The sequence below is a fragment of the Vibrio sp. McD22-P3 genome, assembly GCF_021568915.1.
In the GTDB taxonomy this organism is placed as follows: Bacteria; Pseudomonadota; Gammaproteobacteria; order Enterobacterales; family Vibrionaceae; genus Vibrio; species Vibrio mediterranei.
Window position 1 is genome coordinate 139,834 of the sequence record NZ_JAKGTN010000002.1, and the last position, 14,585, is coordinate 154,418.

A 14,585-nucleotide genomic window follows, 5' to 3' on the forward strand; every position below is an offset into this window, starting at 1 on the left:
GATTTGTCGAGCCGCGAACATGTTTTCCGTGGTCGTATGAGCAACCTCCAACTACTATGTTATAGCCCAGAGTCGTGAGGTGGTTAGTGACGCATTCAAAACGAGCATTGTGTTTGGGTGAAATACGGTATGAGGATGCTGTAATGCCTATAGTGCTGCCTTTGGTTAGGGGGGAGGTATTTCATGAATGACTCCGGCTTAGAAGTGTTAATGATCAGAGCTGCGATTTTGTATATGAGTGACAAATAGTTAGCGGGTTTGAAGTGCGATTAAGCCAGCTCTTCGCAAAGAGCTGGTTTTTGTATTACTTGCTGAACGTCAAATTGTCGCTTTCAGACTGCCAACTGCGAGTTCGCAAAGAATGCGAATGCAAGTTGTAGATGATGGTGGTTTTGTTGCCATTTTGGTTGATACTGTATGTGATTTCTGTATCGCTCCAAGCTACATCTTCAAGCAGAAGATTGGCATTGTGTGACAGGTCGTGCAGCACCAAGGTGTTTAACGTGGTCGCATTGGAGCGAATCAAGGTGTACGCAAGATTTGATGTTGCTGGATTATCTGGTGCTTCACCAATCAAGACATCACACGGTGAACTGAACACCATCCTCTGGCTAAATGGCGTTTGTTCTTCGATGGCATAGCGATGGGAGTGTACTGAAACCGAACTCAACTGACGTGTATTTGTCATTCGGTTCAGTGCGCCTGACAACGGGTTAGGGCAGATCTCGAAGCCATCCGTTTCGGTATGCTCACCGCGAATGTGGTAGGTCAAATCCAATTGTTGCTGATGCGGATTGGCAACTAGATTGGCTTCTACATACGCTTCGCCAACACAGAACAAGATACGTCTGAACACCACATTTTGATATGTTTGACTATCCCATTGTTCGATAGTATGACTATCGACTTCCGCTGGTGGCTGGTTCCAATCTGCAAGCGTATCAATGACTTTGCAAATAGGTGAGTCAGAGAAGTGAAGCAATCTAGGGTCTATTGGCGATTGGTTCTGCTGATTCACAACGAGGGTGTTGTGTGTTGCCGTATTTTTGTAATAGCCGTAGTGCAGCTCTGCGCCATATCCTGTGGTGCCGAGATCGGGCAGAATCTCTTTACCATTGCGCACAATGATCAGGCCAAGTCGATCGTAGTGATCGTGCTCTCCACCGTAAGGACTGTGCTTAAGAAGCATGGCATGTTCATTGATTTGGTCGTAATGAATCGTCACACCTGCATGAGCAGTGTGGATAGACTTACATTGCAGTGGCGCCGCCTTTGGAAGTTCATCGACACCATAAAGTAGCGCATCGATGTTATCTCTTGAGATATTTTGATAAATGCTAGTAAGAACACTCGCAAATTCGTCACAAGGGTATTGCGCGTAGGCAAACTCAAACAGGTGTGAATGGGTGATGCGCTCTTGGCCGGCAATGCAGTCATTGAGCCGCGGGAAATCACCGGTATTGAGCACTAAGTTAAGCGGGAACTTGAGCATCTTAATAAAGTTTGGGTTGGAGCTTACTGAATGAGGCGTTGAGTAGGCGATCTTTTCAAAGTTTAACAGCGCCTGTAAGGCGTAATAGTGATAATGAATCGAGCCTTCAAACCACATGCCCTCTTCTGAGCAGCCATGGTTAAGCTGATAGTGGATACCATAGTCAGTATTCAGAGCAAAGTCGATGTAACGGCTCTCTTCCAAGATCAATCCAATCACACCAATCGTGGCGTTAATTTTCATTTCATGGTTGTGCAGCTGGTTGGTTCTGTACTCCGTCAAAAACTCAGCCCCTTCACGAAGTAGGCGTTGTTCAATGTAAGACTGTTCTTCTAGCGTTAACTGCTCACGAATGAAGTCATAACCGCGAGCAAGATCTAAGTGGCAGTTTGCCTCGCATAATGTTTGTGCATTGGCTTTGCCAGGACCGTTGTAGGGGATATCACCATGAACTTCGTAGTCCGGATAGTATTTGGCGGATTGAAGCAGGATGTCTTTGACCTTATCAAAGAAACGTTGCTCACCGGTTAATTTCCAAAGCAACCCAAGATCGTAGCACGCTTTTGCGTTCAGCCCGTTTAACCATCGCCACCATGCGCCGTCGTATGGTTCACCTGTGAATTCTTTACCATCAACAGGGCAGCAGTGTGAAAGTGGTTTATCACGATCCCACGTTAGGCGAACACCATGCTCTGGACAAAAGTAATACAGATTCCAGGTGGCGCGACCATCAGGTGGTACTAATGTATCGCTATTGAGGACAACATGATTGTCCGCGATGAGTTGGGCGATGGTTTGCTCAGAAGCGCGTTGTTTAATGGATTGAATTTGTTGTTCGCTGAACTGGATCATTGAGCATTCCCTGTGAGTGTAGATTGAGGAAAGTTAAAGTAGTGCAGTGCGTTGTAATAGCAGATGTTTTCGATCGTCTCTTTAAGCAGGGCATTGTTATTTGGAAGCTCCCCATTTTCAACCCAAACGGCCAGCTGATTACAGAGTACACGGCGAAAGTACTCATGGCGACTCATAGAGAACACATTTCTAGAGTCGGTCAACATACCTATAAATCGGCCTAGCGCTCCCAAGTTTTTTAATGCGGTGAGCTGTGCTTCCATACCGTCTTTGTGGTCGTTAAACCACCATGCTGCACCAAATTGGATTTTCCCAGCGGCCGAGTCACTGTTTTGAAAGGCGCCAGCGATACAGCTGAGTAGTGCATTGTGGTTCGGGTTGATGCTGTAAAGCACTGTCTTTGGTAGTTGGTTGGTTAAATCTAATTGACTGAGAAGCTGGGTAAGATTTTCGGCAATGAGGCGATCATTCATCACGCTAAATCCAGTACCGCCGCCAAGCTCCTGTTTTCTGCGTTCGTTAACGTTAACCAGTACACCAATGTGGAGTTGCATTGCCCAACCGCGGCTATGGTAGTGTTGACCCAATTGGTTGAACAGATAAGAGCTAAGCTGTGTGCTTTCGCTATCTTTAAGGGCTTGTCCGGTTAATAGTTTCTCAAATAGTTGATTAGCAACTTTATGGGAACAAGGTGCAAAATTCACCTGAGTGAGCCCAAGATCGGATAGTCGGCAGCCTACTTCGTGGAATGCTTCGATTCGCTTTGAAATCGCGTGGAGGAAGTCATTGATGGATACAATATGTAGCGAGGTCATTGTGCTTAATGTATCAATCATATTGCGAAAAGCGCTTGGCGATCCAAACGCAAATAAATCGTCGGCTCTGAATGTTGGGAGCACTTCGACGTCAAAGTCGGACTCTGCAATCAGTTTGTGATAGCGAAGGTCAGAGAGCGGTGAGTCTGTAGTGCAAAGTGTCGTGACATTGCACTGATTCAATACACTCTGAGTGGTGAGTCTAGAAGTCTCAAGTTCAGCCTCACAGTGTGACCAAATGGCATCACAATTGTCTGGGTTTAATAGCAATGAGCAGTTGAAGAATCGCTCTAGCTCTAAGTGAGACCACTGGTAGAGTGGGTTGCCGAGTAGATAAGGAGCGGTTTGACACCATTTTTCAAACTTTTCTTTGTCGGGAGCGTTGCCGGTTATGTAGTGTTCTTCAATTCCATTGCTGCGCATCGCTCTCCACAAATAGTGATCACTATGCAGCCAGCATTCGGCGATGTTACTCGCGCGATGGTTTTCCCAAATCTGTTTCGCATCTAGGTGATTGTGATAGTCAATGATCGGCATTGCTTTGGCATAGTCATGGAACAAGCGGCGAGCCAAATCCGAGGTTAAAAGAAAATCGTCATGGATGTATTGGTTCATGGGTTTCATCTCGAAATACTTTTTATAACGTAGTGGTGACTAGTGGATTGCTAAACGCAAAATAGGGGGCTGGTGGCCAGCCCCTTGTCACTACGTTAACTCTGAGTTTGCAGGTTAAGTACTTTGGTTTCCTTGGCGCTTTTTAGCAGCAGAGCACCTACGGTAAGTACCACGCCGCCACAGAACAAGAATGCCATGCGACCCCAGAATGGATTTGGTATCAGTATCATAGCTGTTACCAGCACGCCGAAGATTAAGATTAGCTTACCAAGCATGCTGCGCTGCTGGCGGTCGACCGCATCTTGTCCTTCTTCCTCAATAACAGGTGTTGCCACATCAGTCCAAAACTCGTTAAGCTCGGTTTTACGCGCGCCTTGTGGCTCCTTGTAGAACTTAGTGGTTAGGCAGAAGAAACCGCCGGTAAACACAAGGTGACCGATGATGCCATTCATTACCGTCAAGTCTGACGCCTCACGACTGGTGAAGCCGCCCTCGATACCTAGAAGATTTGCGATGACATCTGGTGTGATGACAAAACTCACCATGTAAGAGACCACCATACCGACTGCTAGCGTAGCCCAAGCTGCCCAATCTGGCGTCTTCTTAATAAACATGCCAAAGAACAGCGGAACTAGGATAGGCATTTGTAGCAATGTACTTACGTACATCATGGCATCAAATAGGCTTAATCCACGAAGCGAGTTGATGAACAGAGCAACTGCGATAATCAGCGCGCCAAACACCATAGTGACACCTTGGCTGACACGCATCAGTTTTTTCTCAGATGCATTCTTATTAATAATAGGGCTGTAGAAGTTGCGAACAAATACCCCGGCGTTGCGGTTTAAACCTGAGTCCATTGAAGACATGGTTGCGGCAAATACAGCAGACATCAGTAAGCCAACCATACCCACTGGCATAACGCGCTCAACGAATACGAGATAAACTGCATCAGCGGCTTTACCGCCAAGAGCGTCAGCGTGTGCAAGTGCTGCATCAGGGTAAAGGACTGCGGTTACCCATGGCGGCATAAACCAAATAGCAGGACCAATTAGCATAAGAGCAAACGCAAGAAGCGCTGCTTTACGCGCATTGGTTGAGTCTTTTGCCGTCAAGAATCTGTATGAGTCTTGCATGTTGTTAATGTTTTGAAGCTGCTTAACAAACATGAAGATGAACCAGGCTACGAACAGTAACGGGTAGTTCATGTTCGGACCCATAACAGAGTCTGCTGGGAACTGCTCGATTAAGTTGCTTGGACCGCCGATCTTGATGAGAGCAGCAACGGCACATACAACGGTTACCGCCATGATGACGACCATTTGCACAAAGTCGGACGCCACTACACCCCAAGAACCACCGATCACGGAAATAAATAGAACAATTAGGCCGGTAATGACGATGGTCGTTTCGATATCAATGTTGAATACGGCACTTACAAATAGCGCCAGACCGTTTAGCCAAATACCCGTGTAAACAATGCTGGTTGGCATGGTTGCCCATGTAAATACCTGCTCGTTTGTCGTACCAAAGCGGCGACGAACCCCTTCTACTGGTGTCACAACGCGCATTTGACGGAAACGGTAGGAGAAAAACAGCCAAGACAGCAAAAAGCCGAATGCATTGGCCATAAAAATAACCATGATAGGGAAACCATCAGTAAAGGCTTTACCTGCTGCCCCTGTGAATGTCCAAGCACTGAACTGTGTCATGAAGGCTGTAGAACCCACCATCCACCAAAGCATTTTGCCGCCCCCGCGAAAGTAATCACTGGTCGAGCTACCCGCTAGACGTTTGAATATGACACCTACAGCGATCATGAAGACGAAGTAGACACCGACAACAACAATGTCAATATTCATTACACTTACCTCTAAAATGAAATTGCTTAAATCAAAAATTAAAACACCGGTTCATTATTGCTTTAAGTGCGCCGCTATTGCCAAAAAACTGTGCGTTTTTGTGATGAATGAAACGGTTTTTCATTTTTTTAGTTTGTGGGTGGTGGTTTTGACCGTTGGAATTTACTCATCGTAGGGCCTTCTCCTTTCATAAGCCGCTGAAGTGACAGTGTGTGCTTGAGGCGTTCAACAGTAAAAGCTCATTAATTCGTAGCTTTGTAATACGTATCGTTTGAAAGCCTTTGCGGGACTGTGTCTATCCAAGGTTTTGAAGCTTTCTATAGCGTTGACTCTGGGGCAACGTGTATCTAACAATAACGAGTACAAGCGTCTTAATGGTCACTATTTTTACCCACCTATAACTGTATCAGTAACTACCTGTCACCCCTTCTGCACATTTTTTGATCGCGTTAACACAAAACTACCTCTCCAGACATAATTAGTTACATAGGTCACATAATGACCGAAATGATCTTTATAAAAACAGCATTTGCCAAATAATGAAACGGAGTTTTAAAAATTAGTCTTAGAAAAATAATGTGTAAAAGGAGTTCAGAATGAATGTCGATATGCTCGTCGTGGGCGTTTACTTTATCTTTATGATAGCGATAGGCGTCATCTTTAAACGCTTCGCGGGTAGTTCTACCAGTGACTACTTTAGAGGCGGCGGTAAAATGCTCTGGTGGATGGTCGGCTCAACAGCCTTTATGACCCAGTTTAGTGCGTGGACCTTTACTGGAGCTGCAGGTAAAGCGTTTACCGATGGCTTCCCTATCATGGTCGTATTTATGGCCAACGCATTTGGCTTCCTACTTTCTTGGTTGTTCTTCTCATATCGTTTCCGCCAAATGCGTGTTGTAACACCGATTGAAGGCGTTCGTCGTCGTTTTGGTGGCACCAACGAACAGGTATTTACATGGGCAACGATGCCAACCAGCATTGTTTACACTGGTATTTGGTTAAATGGTCTAGCACTGTTTGTAAGTGCAGTATTTAAAGTAGATATCGAGACGACCATTGTTGTTACTGGCCTAATTGTTCTATTCATCTCCGTTATTGGTGGGGCCTGGGGCGTAGTAGCATCTGACTTTGTTCAGATGGTGGTCATCATGGCGGTGACCGTTGTATGTGCCGTTGCAGCCCTAGTTAAGATTGGTGGTCCAACCAACCTTATCGAGCAGTTCCCGGCGGATTCAATCATGGGCTCAGACATGAACTATCCACTGCTGTTCGTGGCATGGTTCATCTTCATGTTTGTTAAGCAGCTTCAAAATATCAACAACATGCAAGACTCTTATCGCTTCCTTACGGCTAAAGATTCGACTAATGCGCGCAAAGCAGCATTACTTGCATTTGTTCTTATGTTGATTGGTCCAGCTATTTGGTTCTTGCCACCTTGGGTAACGGCGGTGATGTACCCAGATGCAGCCACTGTTCATGCGGCAGAGTTAGGTAAAAAAGCAGCGGATGCGGTTTACCTAGTATTCGTTGAGAAGGCAATGCCAGTTGGTATGGTTGGTCTGCTTATGTCAGCGGTATTTGCGGCAACCATGTCTTCAATGGACTCTGGACTTAACCGTAACTCCGGTATCTTTGTTCGCAACTTCTATGCGCCAATCCTGGATAAAAAGGCTGACGACAAGAAACTGATGCGTGTGAGCCAAATCGTCACTATGTGTTTTGGTGGTCTGATTATTCTCGTCGCACTGTTCATCAACTCACTCCGTGGATTGAGCCTATTTGATGCCATGATGTACGTTAGTACATTGCTGCAGATGCCTATCCTAGTACCGCTGTTCTTCGGTATCTTCATCAAGAAGACGCCAGATTGGGCAGCATGGGCAACACTGGCTGTCGGTATTATCGTTTCTTACCTTGTTAGCTTTGTGATTACTGCTGATGTGGTAGCTAACTGGCTGAACCTAGATACGCCATTTACCGGTCGTGAAGCGAAAGACCTTAAGGTTCTACTGGGCATCATGGGTCACCTATTCATCACGGGTGGTTTCTTCTGTTTAACAACTCGATTCTATAAAGAACCTGTTGGTGAGCGAGAAGCTGAACTGACAGAATTCTGGAATGATGTCGCGACGCCAGTATTAGAAGAAGCAGGTCAAGATGAGCTCGATCGTCAACAGCGCAACATGCTAGGTAAGCTGATTCTTGTCTTCGGTGTTCTAGTGACTCTGATGGTGCTGATCCCGAACCCATTCTGGGGACGCATGGCCTTTGTCTTCTGTGGTGCGGTTATTGTTACGGTAGGTAGTTTACTTCTCAAGAGTGCAAAGCAAGCAGATAAACTAACAGCCAGCACCGCCACTTAATCTCTTAATACCCCCATTGAGGAGCTACGCAGTTCACAGTAGCTCCTCTTTTTAAATCCACCAATCAAGAAACAAATCTATAAACACGGAAGGGAGATCCAAACGTGAAAATGAACGTGAACACACTTGCCATACTGATTCCTCTATCCTTCTATAGCGCCTCTGGTCTTTCTGCTCCAGGATATAAACAAGGCGCAGTCTTACCTACGACATTTCAAAATACTATCTACGCAGTTGATCGCGGTGTCATCGCAGATGATGGCATTGATGATTCTGCTGCGCTACAAGCCATCATCGACCATGAGGTCAACGCTTCTACGAGTAACAATACGGTGATAATACTGCCAAAGGGTACTATCAACCTTAGTGATGAAATCCATATCGACAAGTCAGGGTTGGTTATCAAGGGGGCGGGAAGCGATCCTGCCACAGGGACTGAAATTATCGTCAAGTCTTGGTCACCTTATGGGGTGGATGCGAGCAATGCGCCTGACTTTGATAAGAAATACTGGCCTGGTTTTGGCGTATTTCGTGTCGAAACTCGAGAGAAGCATGTTAAAGAACCTGCTTACGAAGGGAGCGTCAACTTTCACTGGAAACACAGTATTGAGTTTGCACAACCTGCAAAAATGGGCGATACCACTATTTTCTTAGAATCCGGAAAAGCTGGCGAGTTTAGCCAAGGAGATCTTATTTATGTCGGTGCCGCCAGTGACAAAGCATTTTTAGATAAAGGGCAAGTACCAGAATCGAGAAGAAGCGGGAGTCATATAAAAACCGGTCACATGCGTACACAGATTTTTAAAGTGGCGGCGGTGAATACTGGCAACAATACAGTCACTCTTGATGGCGTTTTAGAGTTCGATATCCCGCTACACAATGAGAGTGGATATAACAGCCGAGTTATGCCAATCAGTGCGGTGGAAAACTTTGGCCTGCAAGACTTCTTCCTGACCATGGATACAAAAGGTAGTCACTGTGAAGGTTACAATCGCAACCAGTTCTCGGCTAGTAACCCCAATGGCGTTTTGTATCGATATGAGAATGTATGTGCACAAGATGCAATTCACGGCATCATTCTCAAGTGGGTATACAACGGCTGGGTTGATAATGTCCGTATCGACATGATTGGCTCGCACCCTATTGTTAGTGAGTTTGCGAAAGCGGTAACTATCTCCAATAACATGATTGACGGTTCGTGGAATAAAGGTGCTGGTGGCAATGGGTATGTTCGTGGCTCTAAGCTGTACAACAGCTGGATTCACAATAACGATATTCGCAACATTCGGCACTTGGCCCTCCAGTGGTCTGCGACCGGAAATGTCGTCGAGAACAATACACTCAATGTTGATATGAACTTCCATGGTGGCTGGGAGCGCAACAACTTAGTTCGCTCTAATAACATTGCCGTACCGTTTGAGCATCGCAGTTGGTCGAACGGGGCGCCAGAGTCAGGGGCAACGTGGCAACCCATTTGGGTTGGGTCGGGCGACCATGCAAGTAAGTGGTCAGGACCAACTGGACCCAACAATGTTCTAGTTAACAATACGCTGAAGAAGGCAAAGAGCGCGGGTGACAGTATTACTCGCTGGGGACTGTTTGATGAGCCGGATGTAGAGTATGCGCTCAATTGGGATGGAAGCAATTACCAGCATCTCAATATTAACGGAGAGCCAATAGCGACTTGGAATCAAACATTGGCAGAGGGCGTACATCAACATATACCAACCTCTGGTGTCACTGTTGATGGAGGTTCTTGGCCTCCAGAGGGGGTTGAGCCAGAAGAGCCTGTTGATCCCGTTGATCCACCCGTATCCGAAGGATGTGATGCCGTAACCCAATACAGTTGGGGGCAGAAAATGGAGTTGGATCTATCCCAAGCAGCCTGTTTAGCGATTGATAGAGATCTCGCAGGGAAAACCGTACAAGTATGGGATAGTGATGCAAATAGTCACTGTGATTTTAGGGGGACGTTATCCAGTGTTGATGGCAGCGGTTCAATTAGCGTGACATCAAACTATGTCAGCGGTGACACTCTCACTGGCAAGGTAGTGAAATTTAGTTCAAGCAACAATTGCCAGTACGTGAAAATTAGATCTTATTAGAATTTATTTATCTAAAATAATATAAATCACAGGGCTCTTTTTGAGCCCTTTTCATATTTAAATTTTCTGGAGTTGGCTTTGAGTTTATAAATTTGACTGAAATCACAATTATCATTATTAATATAGGACTAACTAAATAAAATGATCGTGATCGACTTTTTAAACCGATGTTTCAATTATCATGATTTCAGTTTTAATAAGGAGATTTATGATGGTTAGTAAAAGTATGATTGCTATTTCCATCGCCTTGTCTTGGGGGGCGGTAGCGGGTGATGTTGACTTTATTTCATATGATTCATCAGCGCTTGAATATAACAAGCAACATCTAACAATGAAGCAAGATTCTATAGATACATTAGTTGCAAAAGCAGATAAGGCGCTCAATGCTGAAATAGATCCAGTGACGAACAAAACTCTATTACCAGCCAGTGGTGACAAACACGATTATTTTAGCTTTGGGCCATACTGGTGGCCGAACCCAGATACTGAAGATGGCTTGCCTTATGTGCGCCGTGATGGTGAATATAATATGGCCACTAAAAGCGCAGCTACGGACAAACAGCGTTTTATCCGCTTTGCCAAAGATGTGACAGACCTGAGTCTCGCTTATTACTTCACGGATAATCAAGCATATGCAGACAAAGCGAAAGCTCAGCTTAGCGCATGGTTTGTTGATCCAAAAACACGAATGAACCCTAACCTCAACCATGCTCAAGCAATCCCCGGAATTGTTGATGGGCGTGGTATTGGCATTATTGATAGTCGCTTACTTATCCCAGTGCTGGATAGTATCAACATCTTGCAAGAGCAACTTGATCCGAAAGACTATCAGGCCATGGTTGCTTGGTTTAGTGAATTTAACCAATGGCTTCTAACCAGTAATCATGGTTTCGAAGAGGATAATTGGCACAACAATCATGGTACGTGGTATGACGCACAAGTGGCTGCTTTTGCCATTTTTGTCGGGCAAGAAGATATTGCAAAGCAGCGCTTGAGAATCACGCAAATGCGCCGAATCGGCAGTCAATTTGATATGAATGGGCGTCAGCATGGAGAGCTAGAACGGACTCGCCCTTGGCATTATTCAAACTTCAACCTAGAAGCCTACAGTCATCTTGGTCACTTCGGAGACAAGCTTGGCATCGACGTTTGGAATTATGAAGTTGATAAGCACTCTTTAGCAAAAGGTTATCAATATATCGCTAAACATGCTAATCAACCTGATAAGTGGCAATACAAAGAATTAAAAGGCTTTGATGGTTCGAAAGCCTATGTGAATTTACTTTATGCGCAGAAAGCATATGGTGATCCGGTATTTACCGACGCTATTTCTGAGCTGAGTAAAGAAAAAGTAAATAGCAAAAAAGTTGCAAACCTACTATTCAAATAAAAGGAATTAAACTGTGTCTAAGGTCTATAAAATAGCTACAACTGCGGTTGTGGCATTGGTTGCTAGTGCCTCTATTTCTGCGGCATCTCTCGATTTTCGTCAAGAATATAAACATGAAAGTGAAACATACGCTAGTCGTGTAAAACTTGGGGCTGGTGTTGGGAATATGTATTTTGGCGTTGAAGCGATGCAGAAGGGGAAACCATTTTCAGAATGGCAATCGAAGGGCAACGAATTCGACTTCGGCTACAAATACAAAATTGATGACAATTGGATGCTTATTCCAGGAATGCCAATTACGTTCTTCCCTGGTCACGTGACCTATAAACCTCAGCTTCGCGCTCAGTACTCTTTTGATTCAGGGTTTGTGACTAAGCTTCGCTATCGCCACGAGTTCCGTAATTTCTCTGATGATCGTTCTTCTGAACAGAAGAGCAAAGTCACGGCGAACCTTGATTACAAATACAACGGTTTTCAGTTTGGCCTAGAAGCGAACTATGAGAAAGGTTTGGATGATCAAGTGTTATTCGACAACGGTGACACCAACTGGGATGCACTGTTCAAACTTGGCTATAAAGGCGAAGACTGGAGTTGGCGCCCATATGTTGAGTTCGCCAATGTTTCGGTATCGAGCTCTTCAAGCGATCGTCAACTACGAAGCCGTATCGGCATCACTTATAGCTTCTAGAGGTTAACTGTAACTGATTGTCCGCATGGCCACACTAGATTGTTAGTGTGGCCATTTTTTATAGTGAGGGATTATGACATTGATAAAAAAGGGCGCTTTGCTGCTGATTACAGCGATGTTGGGTATCGCGTTGATTGTGTTTGTCAGCTTGGAATCAATAAAAACATCTTTAGTCGAAACCAAAAAGCATGAGGTGGCATCGCTACTCTCGTTTGCAAAGAAGCAAGCATCGGATGCGATATTGCAAAGCCGCTCTCCGAAAGAGGCTGAGCAACGCGTTATTGCTGCGCTGTCTACCTACCGCTTGGGTAATGCTTACATTTGGGCTAATGACCACAATGCTATGGCTCGGGTGCATGTGCGTAGCGAAAAACTGGGGACCTTCCAAAGTTCTTATGCGCGGCATGTAAACCTGCTGAAGGATAAGGAGTTCAACTATGTTGTCGGCGAGGTGAGCAAACCAAACTCGTCGGAAAAGGTGACCAAGGTAAGTGCGATTACGATGATTCCAGAGCTGAAGTGGGTGATGGGTCTTGGGATTTATATGGACGATGTTGAAGAAAGTTATCAGCAGCTTGTGACACGTCTTTTGATCTACAGCGGTGGTATCTTAGTGGTGATATTGCTGATAATCGGTCTCATTGCGCACAGCATTTATCGCTCTGTAGGCGGTGAGCCGAGTGTCGTTGTTTCGTTGACGAAGCGTATAGCAGATGGGCACTTAGCTCAATTTGTTGCTCAGTCAGTTCCACGAGGCAGCATTCTAGAGTCGGTTCGCCAGATGCAGGCTTCATTGAAGCAGTTTGTCGATAAAATCAGTTCGGTTTCGGTGATGATCAATCAGTCTACCGATAGTTTAGATCGTAATGTCGCGGCAACAACGGAGAGTCTAGGTAAAATTCGTTCGATTTCAGATGACACTCTCAACTCTATGAACGCTCTTGAACTCAGTATCGAGGAAATCAATATAGGTATTGATAAGGCACAATCGAATATTTTGCAGTCGCAATCATTGTCTGAGGAGGGAGTAGCGGCAATTCAATCCATGGAGGGCTCGGTTGAGGACATTCGTGTTAGCCTAGACGGTTCACTGCACAGCTTTGGTCTTTTAGCAGCAAAATACGAGCAGATAACAGGGGTTGTAGAGGTGATTCAAGGTATCGCTGAACAGACGAACCTGTTAGCTCTCAACGCAGCCATTGAAGCAGCGAGAGCGGGCGATCAAGGGCGAGGCTTTGCTGTGGTCGCTGATGAGGTTCGAAGTCTAGCGGCAAGGACGTCTGATGCAACGGTGGAAATCTCTAAAATGAGTGAGCATATCTTGTCGGAGTCTGAACATGTTTCCAATGACTTGAGAGGGCTAATTGAAAAAATCTCACAAAGCGAGGCCAAATCTGAACAGGTTGGTGTGATTTTCAGTCAAGTTAAGCAAGGAGCGAGTGATGTTCAGAGTATTGTCGCTGATTTAAAACAGTCGACAAAAAATGAGTTGGCCATTTCTGAGCAGGTTTACCTATCCATTGAGCAACTGCTTAAGGTTCAAGAAGCAAACTTAAATAGAATTGAGCAGTTTTCATCGAGCTCCATTGAACTCAAGCGGTTATCTGACAACCTACAATCCAACAGTCATGGATTTGAAAAAGAGCGTATAGCAGCACGTTAAAATACAGCTGCGTTGCATTTTAAGGCCGATAAATTACCTCACTTAACGGACGATGACAGAGTTTTAACCTTTTGACTTGTGCTAAAAATAGCTCGGCACATCCTAGTGCATCACTGGCCGCTGAGTGAGCGTAATAATCAGGTAAATTATAGTGTTGCCGCAGGTCATCGAGCTGAAAGCTGGAATGTCCTCGATTTTTCCCTAAGTAGCTAAATCGTTTCTCAAGCGACAAGGTGTCTATCATGTAACAAGGTAGCTTTTCAATCTGGTAGCGCCTTTTGAGGTATGACGACAAAAAGCCATACTCAATACCTGCGCTGTGGGCAATGATGGTTTTACCACGAAGATGTTCGATCAATCGGTCGAGCGCAAGCTCAGCTTCTATGCCTTGTTCTCGAACTTGCGTTGGCATAATTTCATGAACGACGGCGCTTTCCGGGCGAATAGTTACATCTTGTCGCAAAATCACTTCACTGACACTGGTTAAATTAATCTCTTCGTAGTTTAACTCCACCGTTCCAATAGACAGGATCCTATCAGAGTCTGGATCTAACCCCGTCGTTTCAAAATCGAGGGCAACAAATTGTTGCTCGGACACAGGGCGCTCTGCATTGGGGAGAGGGTGGGCAAAGTAATGCTCAAGTGCATGAGAAGGCCAGTGTTTGGCTTGCATAGATTGGTGCAGAGCTTCGATGTTATCGCCTTTCGAGAAGAGCTTTTGTAAGGTTTTGGCCAACATA

Annotated in this window: 9 protein-coding genes; 5 read left to right on the forward strand and 4 right to left on the reverse strand. The window is 45.2% G+C overall.

Features of this window, described 5'->3' with window-relative positions:
• Window positions 1–304: 304 nt before the first annotated feature.
• The 3 genes from L2W36_RS02755 to L2W36_RS02765 form a co-directional block, all read right to left on the reverse strand.
• Window positions 305–2,344 carry a heparinase II/III domain-containing protein gene (locus L2W36_RS02755; protein WP_124941532.1) on the reverse strand — a complete coding sequence of 680 codons (2,040 nt, stop codon included), beginning with the start codon at window positions 2,342–2,344 and terminating at the stop codon, window positions 305–307.
• Entirely contained in the window at window positions 2,341–3,774 is a 1,434-nt protein-coding gene (uxaC, locus tag L2W36_RS02760; protein WP_236109269.1) for a glucuronate isomerase, read from the reverse strand. The genes L2W36_RS02755 and uxaC overlap by 4 nt, the downstream gene beginning before the upstream one ends.
• Window positions 3,775–3,869: 95 nt before the next feature.
• Window positions 3,870–5,636, reverse strand: coding sequence for a sodium:solute symporter family protein (locus tag L2W36_RS02765; RefSeq protein ID WP_124941530.1), 1,767 nt, complete (start codon window positions 5,634–5,636; stop codon window positions 3,870–3,872).
• A 596-nt stretch (window positions 5,637–6,232) separates the two neighbouring features.
• Here L2W36_RS02765 and L2W36_RS02770 point away from each other — a divergent pair.
• From L2W36_RS02770 to L2W36_RS02790, 5 genes are all read left to right on the forward strand, one after another.
• Window positions 6,233–7,999: a sodium:solute symporter family protein gene (locus L2W36_RS02770; RefSeq protein ID WP_236109270.1), complete on the forward strand. Its 1,767-nt coding sequence runs from the start codon at window positions 6,233–6,235 to the stop codon at window positions 7,997–7,999.
• A 110-nt stretch (window positions 8,000–8,109) separates the two neighbouring features.
• Complete coding sequence (locus L2W36_RS02775) at window positions 8,110–10,104, forward strand: glycosyl hydrolase family 28-related protein (RefSeq protein ID WP_124942222.1); 1,995 nt, start codon at window positions 8,110–8,112, stop codon at window positions 10,102–10,104.
• Window positions 10,105–10,312: 208 nt separating this feature from the next.
• Entirely contained in the window at window positions 10,313–11,494 is a 1,182-nt protein-coding gene (locus L2W36_RS02780) for an alginate lyase family protein (RefSeq protein WP_206379161.1), read from the forward strand.
• Between the two features lie 13 nt (window positions 11,495–11,507).
• Window positions 11,508–12,182 (forward strand): oligogalacturonate-specific porin KdgM family protein, encoded by a 675-nt coding sequence (locus L2W36_RS02785; protein ID WP_124941529.1) that lies wholly within the window; start codon window positions 11,508–11,510, stop codon window positions 12,180–12,182.
• A 73-nt stretch (window positions 12,183–12,255) separates the two neighbouring features.
• Complete coding sequence (locus L2W36_RS02790; RefSeq protein WP_236109271.1) at window positions 12,256–13,845, forward strand: methyl-accepting chemotaxis protein; 1,590 nt, start codon at window positions 12,256–12,258, stop codon at window positions 13,843–13,845.
• 19 nt (window positions 13,846–13,864) lie between these two features.
• Here the strand turns inward: L2W36_RS02790 and L2W36_RS02795 are convergent, their stop codons facing one another.
• Window positions 13,865–14,584, reverse strand: coding sequence for an exonuclease domain-containing protein (locus tag L2W36_RS02795; protein ID WP_236109272.1), 720 nt, complete (start codon window positions 14,582–14,584; stop codon window positions 13,865–13,867).
• Between the last annotated feature and the right edge of the window lies 1 nt (window position 14,585).